Origin of the sequence: Peterkaempfera bronchialis (assembly GCF_003258605.2) — a bacterium.
Lineage (GTDB): Bacteria > Actinomycetota > Actinomycetes > Streptomycetales > Streptomycetaceae > Peterkaempfera > Peterkaempfera bronchialis.
Map to the genome: position 1 here is coordinate 5,521,223 of NZ_CP031264.1, position 13,085 is coordinate 5,534,307.

At 66.6% G+C, this 13,085-nt stretch carries 7 protein-coding genes and 3 rRNA genes; 7 read left to right on the forward strand and 3 right to left on the reverse strand.

Annotated features, from left to right (window positions below; all coding sequences use genetic code 11):
- Positions 1 to 19 precede the first annotated feature (19 nt).
- Positions 20 to 319, forward strand: a complete 300-nt coding sequence (locus tag C7M71_RS24360) for a 4a-hydroxytetrahydrobiopterin dehydratase (protein ID WP_111491538.1) — start codon at positions 20 to 22, stop codon at positions 317 to 319.
- A 119-nt stretch (positions 320 to 438) separates the two neighbouring features.
- Positions 439 to 2,388: an outer membrane protein assembly factor BamB family protein gene (locus C7M71_RS24365; RefSeq protein WP_111491540.1), complete on the forward strand. Its 1,950-nt coding sequence runs from the start codon at positions 439 to 441 to the stop codon at positions 2,386 to 2,388.
- Between the two features lie 93 nt (positions 2,389 to 2,481).
- On the opposite strand, the gene C7M71_RS24370 is transcribed toward C7M71_RS24365, so the two are convergent.
- The 3 genes from C7M71_RS24370 to C7M71_RS24380 all read right to left on the reverse strand — a co-directional run bounded on the left by C7M71_RS24370 (position 2,482) and on the right by C7M71_RS24380 (position 4,587).
- The gene (locus C7M71_RS24370; RefSeq protein ID WP_111491542.1) at positions 2,482 to 2,991 is read right to left on the reverse strand and encodes an HNH endonuclease; all 510 of its coding nucleotides are present in this window, start codon (positions 2,989 to 2,991) and stop codon (positions 2,482 to 2,484) included.
- 202 nt (positions 2,992 to 3,193) lie between these two features.
- Positions 3,194 to 3,724: a YbhB/YbcL family Raf kinase inhibitor-like protein gene (locus C7M71_RS24375; RefSeq protein ID WP_111491544.1), complete on the reverse strand. Its 531-nt coding sequence runs from the start codon at positions 3,722 to 3,724 to the stop codon at positions 3,194 to 3,196.
- Between the two features lie 80 nt (positions 3,725 to 3,804).
- A complete protein-coding gene (locus tag C7M71_RS24380) occupies positions 3,805 to 4,587 on the reverse strand; it encodes a sporulation protein (protein WP_111491545.1) in 783 nt (260 codons plus the stop codon).
- Positions 4,588 to 4,722: 135 nt separating this feature from the next.
- On the opposite strand from C7M71_RS24380, the gene C7M71_RS24385 reads away from it, so the two are divergent.
- The 5 genes from C7M71_RS24385 (at position 4,723) to rrf (ending at position 12,484) form a co-directional block, all read left to right on the forward strand.
- Positions 4,723 to 5,376 (forward strand): DNA-3-methyladenine glycosylase, encoded by a 654-nt coding sequence (locus tag C7M71_RS24385; protein ID WP_111491547.1) that lies wholly within the window; start codon positions 4,723 to 4,725, stop codon positions 5,374 to 5,376.
- Positions 5,377 to 5,521: 145 nt separating this feature from the next.
- Complete coding sequence (gene tyrS / locus C7M71_RS24390) at positions 5,522 to 6,790, forward strand: tyrosine--tRNA ligase (protein ID WP_111491549.1); 1,269 nt, start codon at positions 5,522 to 5,524, stop codon at positions 6,788 to 6,790.
- 567 nt (positions 6,791 to 7,357) lie between these two features.
- A 16S ribosomal RNA gene (locus C7M71_RS24395) occupies positions 7,358 to 8,874 on the forward strand.
- A 270-nt stretch (positions 8,875 to 9,144) separates the two neighbouring features.
- Positions 9,145 to 12,266, forward strand: a 23S ribosomal RNA gene (locus C7M71_RS24400).
- A 101-nt stretch (positions 12,267 to 12,367) separates the two neighbouring features.
- Positions 12,368 to 12,484, forward strand: a 5S ribosomal RNA gene (rrf, locus tag C7M71_RS24405).
- The 16S, 23S and 5S rRNA genes sit together here, the layout of an rRNA operon.
- Positions 12,485 to 13,085: the final 601 nt, after the last annotated feature.

Consider the following 13,085-nt stretch of genomic DNA (forward strand, 5'->3'; position numbering starts at 1 on the left):
CCCCACCGGGAGCAGACCCATGCCCGCAGCCCCCCGGCTCACCGAGCCCGAGATCGCCCTCCGCCTCACGGCCCTGCCCGACTGGACCCGTGACGGCGACTCCATCCGCCGGACCGCCGAGGCAGCCGACTTCCCCGCCGCCATCCGCGTGGTGGTCGCGGTCGCCGAGCAGGCCGAGGCGATGGACCACCACCCCGACATCGACATCCGCTGGCGCACCCTGCACTTCACCCTCAGCACCCACTCCGCCGGCGGCCTCACCGCACTCGACTTCGACCTCGCCGCCCGCATCGACCAGGCCGTCACCGCCCACGGCTGACCCCCGCCGCCCCGCCGCTCCCGTCCCTCCCGCGCCCGCGCTCCGAACGCCGGACGGGCGCCGCCGCCGTTCGTGAGATGCTGGCCGACAGATCATCCAGGCGGGACGGACGGGACTTCATGGCTCAGGAACCTTCCGGCAGCGGCGGGCAGCAGCCCTCGGAGTACGACTACGGGCAGCAGTGGCCCCCCGGCCAGGTACCCCCCGCCGAGAGCGGCATACCGGGCGGCTACGAGGCATACGGCAGCGGCCAGGACGCCTGGGGCAACCAGGCGCAGGCCCAGCAGCAGACCTACTACGGCGGCTACGAGCAGCAGCAGCCCTCTTACGGCCAGGACCAGTACGGCCAACAGCAGACCGGCCAACAGCAGTACGGCCAACAGTCGTACGACCAGCAGCATTACGGCCAGCAGCAGTACGGCCAGGACCAGTACGGCCAGTCCTACGACACCACCGGGTACGGCTACGCCGACCCCTACGGCGGCGCCGCCCAGGGCTACCAGGACTACACCGCCCAGCAGCCGTACCAGGACTACCAGCAGCCCGGCGCCCCCACCACCCCCGTCGACGAGGCCGCCACCCAGCAGTGGCAGGCCCCCGACTACGGCACCCCGGACCGGCTCGCCGCAGACGGCTTCCCCGACCCCCCGTCACATCCCGCCCCGGTCCCGGCCGCCACCGCCCCCGCCGCCCCGACCGGCGACGCCCCCCGCCGGAGCCTCGCCGACCGCGCCCGCAGCGTCCTCACCGGAGGCAGCAACGGCCCCGACCGCCGCACCCTGCTGATCCGCACCGGTATCGGCTCCGCCGCGCTGGTGGTCCTGATCAGCGCCGGCGTCTATGTGGCCGGCGGCGACGGCACCGGCGACACCGTCGCGGGCGACGACAGCGGCGCCTCGGCCGGCTTCTCCGTCGACCACACCAAGACCTGGGCGGCCCAGCCCGCCGCCGCCGGCGCCGACGACAGCCTGCTCGGCAGCTGGCTGCTGGCCAAGGCCGTCGTCCGTGGCGACGGCACCGGCGTCCACGCCTACGACCTCGCCACCGGCAAGCAGGTGTGGAGCCTCCAGCCCCCCAAGCCCGGCGCGGTGCCCTGCGGAATGTCGCACACGGTCGGCGGCGGCGGGATCGGCGCGGTGCTGTACACCCCCAAGGCAGGCGGCAAGAACTGCACCCTGCTCTCCGCCGTGGACACCGCCACCGGCGCGCAGCAGTGGACCAAGACCCTCTCCGACGCCAAGGGCGTCTACGGCGCCCAGGTCATGGTCAACGACACCCGGGTGGTCGCCGTCGGCGACTCCAAGGCGGTCGGCTACGAAGCCGCCACCGGCAAGCAGAAGTGGGACAACGTCGGACGCGGCAAGTTCTGCACCCTCTCCGGCACCGGCTCCGGCAACACCGTGCTGCTGCACAGCAGTTGCGCCGACACCAGCCCCAAGGAGCAGGTCGTCGCGCTGGACGCGGCAAGCGGCCGGCTCATCTGGTGGCGCGGCCTCGGCACCCCCAAGACCGTCTCCGTACTCTCCGCCGAACCCGCCGTGGTCCTCACCACGGCCGGCAGTGAGGCGGACGACCGGATCCACTACTGGGACGAGAAGGGCAACTCGGGCGCCGACGTCCCGGTCACCCGGCCCGACGGCCGACTCGACGTGGGCCGTGGCTCCCTGGACGCCAACCCGGGCGTCTTCTTCCGGGGCACCACCCTGACCACCGCGCTCGTCCCGGCGAACGGCACCACCCCCGCCAACGGCTCCCTCACCGCAGTCGACCTGAAGACCGGTCGGCAGCTCTGGAAGACCACCGCCCAGGAGAAGGGCAAGGTGCAGCCGGTCGGCATCGACGGCGACGCCCTGGTGGTCGCCACCGAGGAGCGCACCGACCAGCCCGCCCACCTCAGCCGCCTCACCCTGGCGGACGGCCGGGAGTCGGCGGGCGGCGGCTTCCCCAAGGGCACCGGCTCGCTGCTCGGCGCGGGCCGGCTGCTGACCGCCGACGGCCTGGTCGTCGCCGTGCCCACCTTCACCTCGACCTACGGCACCTCCGCGACCGCCTACCAGGCCGCGAAGTGACCGGTGGGGCGGTGGAACCCTCCCCAGCGAGGTTCCACCGCCCCGGTCTCAGGCGGGCGGGTCTCAGGCGGGCCGGTCTCAGGCGGGCCGGTCTCAGGCGGGCCGTGGCAGCCAGCCCGCGAGTTCGCCCACGTCCGCCTGGCGCAGCCCCAGCGCCAGGACCAGCGACGCCTCCGGGGTCGGCTCGAAGGGTGTCCGCAGCAGCGCCATCCCGGCCTGCTCCGGCGTCCGGTCGGCCTTGCGCTGGTTGTCCTCGGCGCACGCCGCCACGGTGTTGAGCCAACTGTCCGACCCGCCGCGCGACCTGGGCACCAGATGGTCCACGGTGGTCGCCCGGCGCCCGCAGTACGCGCACCGGTGCTGGTCGCGCACCAGCACACCCCGCCGCGACCACGCCGCTCGTTGTCGGAACGGCACTCTGACGTACCGGGTCAGCCTGATCACCTGCGGCACCGGCAGCTCGACCCCGGTACCCCGCACCACGCGCAGCGGGTGCGCCTGCTCCACCACGGCCTTGTCCTGGAGCAGCAGCACCACCGCGCGCTGGAGCGACACGGTCGTCAGCGGCTCGTAACCCGCGTTCAGCACCAGCGTGTTCCGCATCGCGGACACCTCCCAGCCACACTCCCGCCCCCGTGGCGGAGTGGGTCCACTGTGGATCGGCGGCCCTCCGCGCAACAACGCAATTTCCGTGGCGCGGCGGCACCGTGCACAGCAGACGGCGCGGCCGTGCACCCCGAGGCAGGGGTGCACGGCCGCGCCGCATCCGGTCACCGGCCCGAGACACCGCCTCGGGCCGGCGGCCTCACTTGTTCTCGTATGTGGCGATGAGCTGGGCCCGCGCAATCGCGTGGAAGCGCAGATTGAACCCGACCACCGCCGGGGTGGCCTCCGCGTCCGGGCCGAGCTTCTCGCTGTCCACCGCGTAGACCGTGAAGACATAGCGGTGCGGGCCGTCGCCGGGCGGCGGGGCGGCGCCGCCGAAGTCCCGCGTGCCGTAGTCGTTGCGCACCTGCACCGCGCCCTCGGGCAGCCCGGCGAAACCGCCCGTACCGGCGCCGGTCGGCAGCTCGGTCACCGACGCCGGGATGTCGAACACCGTCCAGTGCCAGAAGCCGCTGCCGGTCGGCGCATCCGGGTCGAAGCAGGTCACCGCGAAGCTGCGGGTCTCCTCGGGGAAGCCCGACCAGCGCAGCTGCGGCGAGGTGTTGCCGCCCGCGAACACCTGGGCCTCGGGCAGTACGGCGCCGTCCCGGATGTCGTCGCTGGCCACCGTGAACGACGGCACCGGCGGGTGGAAGTCGTGCGGAAGGGGCCGCCTCTTGGCCTCGGTCACGTCCCGAACCTCCTTCGAAGGGGGATCTTGATCACCCCCACCTTAGTAGCGCCCCTGCGGCTCCGAGGCCCCGAAACGGCTCAGATCCAGCCCCGGCGCCCACCCACCGCGTGGATCCACTGGTGCAGGTAGTCCGCCCAGTCGGTCGACCCGACGGCGGAGTGCGCCACCGTGAACGACCGCAAGGCGTCGCTGCCCTCGCCCGACAGCCCGCCCTTGCGGTCCATCTCCAGGACGACGTCCACGGCCGTCTCATCGGCGATGAAGGAGAGCTCCACCTCGTTCAGCCCCGGATACCGCGGCGGCGCGAAGAACTCGATCTCCTGGTAGAACGGCAGCCGCTGCCGGGTGTTGCGGAGGTGCCCGCGCTCCAGCTCCGCCCCCTTGAGGCGGAAGCCCAGCCGCGCCAGGGCGTCCAGGACGGCGTGCTGCACCGGCAGCGGATGCACCTCGACCGGGTCCAGGTCGCCCGCGTCCACCGCCCGGTCGATCGCCAGCTCGGTGGCCACCCCCACCGCCGTCCCGCGCAGCCGCTGCCCGGCCACCGCCGTCACCGGAGTCTCATACGGGATGTGCAGCGCAAACGGCACCACATGCACCGCGCCCTCCTTGAGCGCGAATCCGTCACCGATCCGCTGCCGGTGGAACTCCACGTGCTGCCGGTACTCCGAGTCCTGGGTCTCCACCTCCACCCGGGCCTGGAGGCCCAGCGTCAGCCCCTCGATGCGCTGGTCCACCGCGCCGCCCTGGATCCTCACCTCGCCGTGGACCACGCCGCCCGGCACCACATTCGGCTCGTGCAGCACGGTCTCCACCGAGGCGCCCCCGGCACCGAGCGCGGCCAGTATCCGCTTCAAGCCCATCGAAGTCCCCCTCGCGTCCACCTCGCCGCGCAGCCGGAGCGCGGCCTGCCGGGTCGTACCTTGTCGTACCTTGGCAAAATCCGGCCGACCCGTCCAAGCCCGCCGCCCCCCTATGGCTCGGCTACCCTCGGGGCCATGCCGAGCACGGACCCCCTGCGTACCCCGCTGCCCCGGGACTTCTTCGACCGGCCCGTGCTGGAGGTGGCCCCCGACCTTCTGGGCCGGACCCTCGTCTGCGCCTTCCCCGAGGGCACCGTCGAGCTGCGCCTCACCGAGGTCGAGGCGTACGACGGCCCCAACGACCCCGGCTCGCACGCCTACCGGGGCCGCACCACCCGCAATGCCGTGATGTTCGGCGAACCGGGGCATGTGTACGTCTACTTCACCTATGGCATGCACTTCTGCATGAACCTGGTCTGCGGCCCGCCCGGCACCGCTTCCGGAGTGCTGCTGCGGGCCGGTGAGATCACCGCCGGAGTGGAGCTGGCCCGCAAGCGCCGCCCCGCCGCCCGCAAGGACACCGAGCTGGCCCAGGGTCCGGCCAGGATGACGCTCGCCCTGGGCGTCGACCGGGCGCATGACGGCGCGGACGCCTGCCCCGCCGATCCCGCCGACTCACCGTTCCGGATGCTGACCGGCTCACCGCCGCTGCCGGGCCTGGTCCTCAGCGGTCCGCGCACCGGCGTCTCCGGGGCCGGCGCTGACACCCCCTGGCGGTACTGGATCGAGGGCGACCCCACCGTCAGCCCGTACCGGCCGCACAGCCCGCGCCGCCGCACCGCACGCTGAACGCGCAGCCCGCAGGTCATCCTCGGCGGTCAGCGGTGGAACCGGCGGAAACGGACTGGCGCCGACCGCGTACCCTCGGACACGCTGGAGAGAGGCCGCCCCCGACACAGACGGGCGGCCCTATGACCGAAGGAGACCCGAGACCGTGACGGACATCGTCGACGAGCTGCAGTGGCGGGGCCTGATCGCCCTCTCCACCGACGAGGACGCACTGCGCAAGGCGTTCGCGGACGGCCCGGTCACGGTCTATTGCGGCTTCGACCCGACCGCGCCCAGCCTGCACCTCGGCAACCTGGTGCAGATCCTCACCCTCAAGCGGCTCCAGCAGGCCGGCAACCGGCCGCTCGGCCTGGTGGGCGGCGCGACGGGCCTCATCGGCGACCCCAAGCCGAACTCCGAGCGCATCCTCAACGACCCCGAGGTCGTGGCGGGCTGGGTGAAGCGGCTGACCGGCCAGATCGAGCGGTTCCTCGACTTCGAGGGCCCGCACGCGGCGCGGATGGTCAACAACCTGGACTGGACGTCGGGCATGTCGGCGATCCAGCTGCTGCGCGACGTCGGCAAGTACTTCCGGGTCAACAAGATGATCGCCAAGGAGGCGGTGGCCCGCCGCCTCAACTCCGAGGCGGGGATCAGCTACACCGAGTTCAGCTACCAGGTCCTCCAGGGCATGGACTACCTGGAGCTGCACCGGCGCTACGGCTGCACCCTCCAGACCGGCGGCAGCGACCAGTGGGGCAACCTCACGGCGGGCGTCGACCTGATCCACAAGGCCGACGGCGCGGCGGTGCACGCCCTGTCCACCCCGCTCATCGTCAAGGCGGACGGCACCAAGTTCGGCAAGACCGAGACCGGCACCGTCTGGCTCGACCCCGAGCGCACCACGCCGTATGCGTTCTACCAGTTCTGGCTGAACGCCGACGACCGGGACGTCTCCACCTTCCTGAGGATCTTCTCCTTCCGCTCGCGGGAGGAAATCGAGGAACTGGAGCGCCTGACCGAGGAGCGTCCGGCCGCCCGCGCCGCCCAGCGCGCCCTGGCCGAGGAGCTCACCACCCTGGTCCACGGCGCCGACCAGTGCGAGCGGGCCGTGGCCGCCTCCAAGGCGCTTTTCGGCCAGGGTGAACTCGCCGACCTCGACGCCCCCACCCTGGACGCCGCCGTCGCCGAGCTGCCCAAGGCCCAGGTCGCCGAACTCGGCTCGGTGGTCGACCTGTTGGTCGCCTCCGGCCTCTCCGCCAGCCGCTCGGCCGCCCGCCGGACGGTCAAGGAGGGCGGCGCCTACCTCAACAACGCCAAGGTGGCCGACGAGGAGACCGCCGCCACCGAGGCCGACCTCCTGCACGGCCGCTGGCTACTCCTCCGCCGTGGCAAGCGCAACCTGGCGGCGGTCGAGTTCACCCCGGCCGGCTGACCGACGAGCGGTTTCCCTGGCTGGATGTCACCCCGTCTGACCAGGCACTTCACCCCCGAGGGCACGGATCCGGCCAGATCCGTGCCCTCGGGGTTTGACGGTGGCGCCCATAGGGCCTAACGTGGAACGAGTCGCCTGAACCGGACGGCACACGGGAAGGACCCAAGGTCCACCCGCGTCGGACGAAGCGACCATCCACCGCAGTATCCCCCCGGCTTCTCGTTCACATCGGTCGAGCACGCATGTATGTGCTCAGCGTGATGTGCGAATTACCGAGGAAATGCGCTAATGTGGCGGAGGTCGCGCCAAGCGATTCCCCCTCCAGCGGGGGTCAGAAAAGCGGAAAGCGGATCTGATAAGCTGGAGACACGAAGAAGGGAAGCGCCCGGAGAAACCCGAAGGGGTTTCGATGGAAGCGTCCGTTCCTTGAGAACTCAACAGCGTGCCAAAAGTCAACGCCAGATATTTGAACCCTTTGGGTTCCTTTGAATGAAGTGCAGCGAGGACGCTGTGCGCGGGTCCGGCTTATTCCGCCGGATGCCGTGCCGCTCTTCCGCGAATGAGACATTCACGGAGAGTTTGATCCTGGCTCAGGACGAACGCTGGCGGCGTGCTTAACACATGCAAGTCGAACGGTGAAGCCCTTCGGGGTGGATCAGTGGCGAACGGGTGAGTAACACGTGGGCAATCTGCCCTGCACTCTGGGACAACACCGGGAAACCGGTGCTAATACCGGATACGACGTACCTCCGCATGGGGTGTGCGTGGAAAGCTCCGGCGGTGCAGGATGAGCCCGCGGCCTATCAGCTTGTTGGTGGGGTGATGGCCTACCAAGGCGACGACGGGTAGCCGGCCTGAGAGGGCGACCGGCCACACTGGGACTGAGACACGGCCCAGACTCCTACGGGAGGCAGCAGTGGGGAATATTGCACAATGGGCGAAAGCCTGATGCAGCGACGCCGCGTGAGGGATGACGGCCTTCGGGTTGTAAACCTCTTTCAGCAGGGAAGAAGCGCAAGTGACGGTACCTGCAGAAGAAGCACCGGCTAACTACGTGCCAGCAGCCGCGGTAATACGTAGGGTGCGAGCGTTGTCCGGAATTATTGGGCGTAAAGAGCTCGTAGGCGGCCTGTCGCGTCGGATGTGAAAGCCCGGGGCTTAACCCCGGGTCTGCATTCGATACGGGCAGGCTAGAGTTCGGTAGGGGAGATCGGAATTCCTGGTGTAGCGGTGAAATGCGCAGATATCAGGAGGAACACCGGTGGCGAAGGCGGATCTCTGGGCCGATACTGACGCTGAGGAGCGAAAGCGTGGGGAGCGAACAGGATTAGATACCCTGGTAGTCCACGCCGTAAACGTTGGGAACTAGGTGTGGGCGACATTCCACGTCGTCCGTGCCGCAGCTAACGCATTAAGTTCCCCGCCTGGGGAGTACGGCCGCAAGGCTAAAACTCAAAGGAATTGACGGGGGCCCGCACAAGCGGCGGAGCATGTGGCTTAATTCGACGCAACGCGAAGAACCTTACCAAGGCTTGACATACACCGGAAACGTCTGGAGACAGGCGCCCCCTTGTGGTCGGTGTACAGGTGGTGCATGGTTGTCGTCAGCTCGTGTCGTGAGATGTTGGGTTAAGTCCCGCAACGAGCGCAACCCTTGTTCTGTGTTGCCAGCGAGTAATGTCGGGGACTCACAGGAGACTGCCGGGGTCAACTCGGAGGAAGGTGGGGACGACGTCAAATCATCATGCCCCTTATGTCTTGGGCTGCACACGTGCTACAATGGTCGGTACAATGGGCTGCGATACCGCGAGGTGGAGCGAATCCCAAAAAGCCGGCCTCAGTTCGGATTGGGGTCTGCAACTCGACCCCATGAAGTCGGAGTCGCTAGTAATCGCAGATCAGCATGCTGCGGTGAATACGTTCCCGGGCCTTGTACACACCGCCCGTCACGTCACGAAAGTCGGTAACACCCGAAGCCGGTGGCCCAACCCTCTGGGAGGGAGCCGTCGAAGGTGGGACCAGCGATTGGGACGAAGTCGTAACAAGGTAGCCGTACCGGAAGGTGCGGCTGGATCACCTCCTTTCTAAGGAGCATTGGCCGGCTTCGAGCGAGTGTCTCGGAGCGGTTGCTCATGGGTGGAACGTTGACTATTCGGCACTGTCTGGAAGCTTCTTCTCAGTACTGCGTCTCTTCGGGGGTGTGTGGAACGGTCGGGGTTCTGGGTGGTGTCGGGCGCGCTGTTGGGTCCTGAGGGAACGGTTGGTTGTTTCCTCTGGTTGTGCCGGTCCCATGCTTGTTCTGGGTGGGTGGCTGGTCGTTGTTTGAGAACTGCACAGTGGACGCGAGCATCTGTGGCCAAGTTTTTAAGGGCGCACGGTGGATGCCTTGGCACCAGGAACCGATGAAGGACGTGGGAGGCCGCGATAGGCCCCGGGGAGCTGTCAACCGAGCTTTGATCCGGGGGTGTCCGAATGGGGAAACCCGGCAGTCGTCATGGGCTGTCACCCGCTGCTGAACACATAGGCAGTGTGGAGGGAACGCGGGAAGTGAAACATCTCAGTACCCGCAGGAAGAGAAAACAACCGTGATTCCGGGAGTAGTGGCGAGCGAAACCGGATGAGGCTAAACCGTATGTGTGTGATACCCGGCAGGGGTTGCGCGTGCGGGGTTGTGGGAGCGTACTTCAGTCGTCTGCCGGCGGCTGGGCGAGTCAGAAACCGTACAGGTAGTCGAAGGGCATGCGAAAGGCCCGGCGTAGAGGGTAAGACCCCCGTAGACGAAATCTGTGCGGCTTGCTTGTGCGTTTCCCAAGTAGCACGGGGCCCGAGAAATCCCGTGTGAATCTGGCGGGACCACCCGCTAAGCCTAAATATTCCCTGGTGACCGATAGCGGATAGTACCGTGAGGGAATGGTGAAAAGTACCGCGGGAGCGGAGTGAAATAGTACCTGAAACCGTGTGCCTACAAGCCGTGGGAGCGTCGTTCGTCAGCTTGCTGACGGGCCGTGACTGCGTGCCTTTTGAAGAATGAGCCTGCGAGTTTGCGGTGTGTGGCGAGGTTAACCCGTGTGGGGTAGCCGTAGCGAAAGCGAGTCCGAACAGGGCGTTCTTAGTCGCATGCCCAAGACCCGAAGCGGAGTGATCTAGCCATGGGCAGGGTGAAGCGCGGGTAAGACCGTGTGGAGGCCCGAACCCACCAGGGTTGAAAACCTGGGGGATGACCTGTGGTTAGGGGTGAAAGGCCAATCAAACTCCGTGATAGCTGGTTCTCCCCGAAATGCATTTAGGTGCAGCGTCGTGTGTTTCTTGCCGGAGGTAGAGCACTGGATAGGCGATGGGCCTCACCGGGTTACTGACCTTAGCCAAACTCCGAATGCCGGTAAGTGAGAGCGCGGCAGTGAGACTGCGGGGGATAAGCTCCGTGGTCGAGAGGGAAACAGCCCAGAACACCGGCTAAGGCCCCTAAGCGTGTGCTAAGTGGGAAAGGATGTGGAGTCGCAGAGACAACCAGGAGGTTGGCTTAGAAGCAGCCACCCTTGAAAGAGTGCGTAATAGCTCACTGGTCAAGTGATTCCGCGCCGACAATGTAGCGGGGCTCAAGTACACCGCCGAAGCCGTGTCACTCACACAAATAGCCTTAACGGGTGTGTGGGTGGGTAGGGGAGCGTCGTGTGCCGGGTGAAGCGGCGGCGGGAGCCAGTCGTGGACGGTATACGAGTGAGAATGCAGGCATGAGTAGCGATACAAGAGTGGGAAACTCTTGCGCCGATTGACCAAGGGTTCCTGGGTCAAGCTGATCTGCCCAGGGTAAGTCGGGACCTAAGGCGAGGCCGACAGGCGTAGTCGATGGACAACGGGTTGATATTCCCGTACCCGCTGTAGAGCGTCAACGCTGAACCTCTGAATGCTAAGGCCGTGAAGCCGCCCTTGAGACCTTCGGGTCGAGGGGAGTGGTGGAGCCGCCGGTCCAACAGGGTAGTAGGTGAGCGATGGGGTGACGCAGGAAGGTAGTCCAGCCCGGGCGGTGGTTGTCCCGGGGTAAGGGTGTAGGACGTGGGGTAGGCAAATCCGCCCTGCATATAGTCTGAGACCTGATGCCGAGCCGATTGTGGTGAAGTGGATGATCCTATGCTGTCGAGAAAAGCCTCTAGCGAGTTCTGTGGCGGCCCGTACCCCAAACCGACTCAGGTGGTCAGGTAGAGAATACCGAGGCGTTCGGGTGAACCGTGGTTAAGGAACTCGGCAAAATGCCCCCGTAACTTCGGGAGAAGGGGGGCCATTGCTGGTGAGGGGTCTTGCACTCTGAGCTGGTGGTGGCCGCAGAGACCAGCGAGAAGCGACTGTTTACTAAAAACACAGGTCCGTGCGAAGCCGTAAGGCGATGTATACGGACTGACGCCTGCCCGGTGCTGGAACGTTAAGGGGACCGGTTAGTCATGATTCGTCGTGGCGAAGCTGAGAACTTAAGCGCCAGTAAACGGCGGTGGTAACTATAACCATCCTAAGGTAGCGAAATTCCTTGTCGGGTAAGTTCCGACCTGCACGAATGGCGTAACGACTTCTCGACTGTCTCAACCACGGGCCCGGTGAAATTGCATTACGAGTAAAGATGCTCGTTTCGCGCAGCAGGACGGAAAGACCCCGGGACCTTTACTATAGCTTGATATTGGTGTTCGGTTCGGCTTGTGTAGGATAGGTGGGAGACTGTGAAGCTGTGACGCCAGTCATGGTGGAGTCATCGTTGAAATACCACTCTGGTCGTGCTGGATGTCTAACCTGGGTCCGTGATCCGGATCAGGGACAGTGTCTGGTGGGTAGTTTAACTGGGGCGGTTGCCTCCTAAAGGGTAACGGAGGCGCCCAAAGGTTCCCTCAGCCTGGTTGGCAATCAGGTGTTGAGTGTAAGTGCACAAGGGAGCTTGACTGTGAGACCGACGGGTCGAGCAGGTGCGAAAGCAGGGACTAGTGATCCGGCGGTGGCTTGTGGAAGCGCCGTCGCTCAACGGATAAAAGGTACCCCGGGGATAACAGGCTGATCTTCCCCAAGAGTCCATATCGACGGGATGGTTTGGCACCTCGATGTCGGCTCGTCGCATCCTGGGGCTGGAGTAGGTCCCAAGGGTTGGGCTGTTCGCCCATTAAAGCGGTACGCGAGCTGGGTTTAGAACGTCGTGAGACAGTTCGGTCCCTATCCGCTGTGCGCGTAGGAGTCTTGAGAAGGGCTGTCCCTAGTACGAGAGGACCGGGACGGACGGACCTCTGGTGTGCCAGTTGTTCTGCCAAGGGCATGGCTGGTTGGCTACGTTCGGGAGGGATAACCGCTGAAAGCATCTAAGCGGGAAGCCTGCTTCGAGATGAGGGCTCCCACCACCTTGAGTGGGTAAGGCTCCCAGTAGACGACTGGGTTGATAGGCCGGGTGTGGAAGCCTCGTGAGGGGTGGAGCTGACCGGTACTAATAGGCCGAGGGCTTGTCCATAGTTGCTCCGCGTCCACTGTGTAGTTCTCAGGCTGCGAACAGCCTTTCGGTGAACTGAACACTTCTCAATTAAAAAGTGTGTTCGCTGAACCCAATAGGGTTTCGGTGGTCATAGCGTGAGGGAAACGCCCGGTTACATTCCGAACCCGGAAGCTAAGCCTTACAGCGCCGATGGTACTGCAGGGGGGACCCTGTGGGAGAGTAGGACGCCGCCGAACAATCATTCAAAGCCGAGGCCCCAGCGATCTGCTGGGGCCTCGGCTTTTTTGTTTGCCCTCGTGCTGCTCGTGCAGGAGCACGTACGCGGTACGGGGGCGGATGCAGGACAATGGAAGGCGGTGCGCCACCGCCGGCACCGCGCCGCGTCGGCACAGCAGTTGTGTCGTGACGGCAGAGCAGAAGACCAGAAGGAGCCACCTCGATGTCGAACCCACCCCAGGACCGTCCAGAGCGCCGTTCGGGAGACGGCCCGCAGGGCCGGGGGGACGCCGACCGTCGCGACTCCCGCAGCGACCGGGGCCGTGACGAACGCGGTGGCTCCTCCTCCTACCGTCGTGACGACCGCCCGGGCGGCTACCGCAGCGACAACCGTGCAGGCGGCGGGTTCCGCCGTGACGACCGGCCTGGTGGGTTCCGTCGTGATGACCGGCCCAGTGATCGTGGTCCGCGTGAGGGCGGCGGTGGGTTCCGTCGGGATGACCGTCCCGGTGGGTTCCGCCGTGACGACCGTGAGGGTGGCGGCGGGTTCCGTCGCGATGACCGTCCTGGTGGCTTCCGGCGTGACGACCGCGACCGTGACCGTGGCCCCCGCGAGGGCGG